At 64.4% G+C, this 793-nt stretch carries 1 protein-coding gene; it reads left to right on the top strand.

What is annotated here, in order from left to right; genetic code table 11:
- Positions 1-305: 305 nt before the first annotated feature.
- Positions 306-793 (top strand): restriction endonuclease (locus tag AC1DQC_RS19775; RefSeq protein WP_477052936.1); only part of this gene is annotated, 488 nt, incomplete at its 3' end.

The following is a 793-nucleotide window of genomic DNA, read 5'->3' as shown; positions in this document are numbered from 1 at the left end:
CTACAACCAGCAGCTCGACCAGATCCTCCGCCGCTTCGAGGACAGCTGGCACGTCGACGATCACATCGAGATCTGGTACCGCACGCTCACCCGCTACGACCTCCTGGCGAAGGAGCTCGCCACCGAGCGCGCCGGCCGGTAGCCGCCTGCTGCCCTGCCCTGCCCGTCTCGGGCCGGGCAGCCTTGGCCAGGCGGCGGCGTAGTCGTTCGGGGTGGATTCCCAGCTATCCGGGGGCCGACCGGGATACGGGACGCGCCCTTCGTGGGTAGCGGTCGGGGGTCCGTCGATGTAGCGATCCGCCTCTATGAACGATGTCATGTGTTGGCACACGAATAACGGGACGATTGAGGGGGACGACGTGCGAATCAACAATCCTGCGGAGGCGGAGTTGCAGGCAGCCACGCACATGAGATCGATCGGATACCCGGACGCGGAAGCGCGACCCGGAGGCGCGGATGGTGGGATCGACATCCGATCAGCGCACGCTGTCGGACAGGTCAAGATGCACTTCAAGCCGACGGGGAGACCAGACCTGCAGCGGTTGTTCGGTGCAAGGGGACACGAGAGCTCGAAGCGACTGGTCTTTTACGCTCACGGCGGGTACTCACAAGCCGCGATTGAGTACGCGGCCGCCGTCGACATGGTTCTGTTCAAGTTCGACCAGAACGGCACCTTTTCCGCGATGAACCCTGCTGCAGCTGCGCTCTTGTCCTCGAAGCGAACGTCCGACGTCGAGAGCCGGACGGGCATGGGGGACTTGGCAGGGCCCTCCCATCCACCTACCCAACAGAA

The sequence above is a fragment of the Cellulomonas sp. P4_H12 genome, from assembly GCF_056400905.1.
This window is presented reverse-complemented; position numbering and strand designations above follow the sequence as displayed.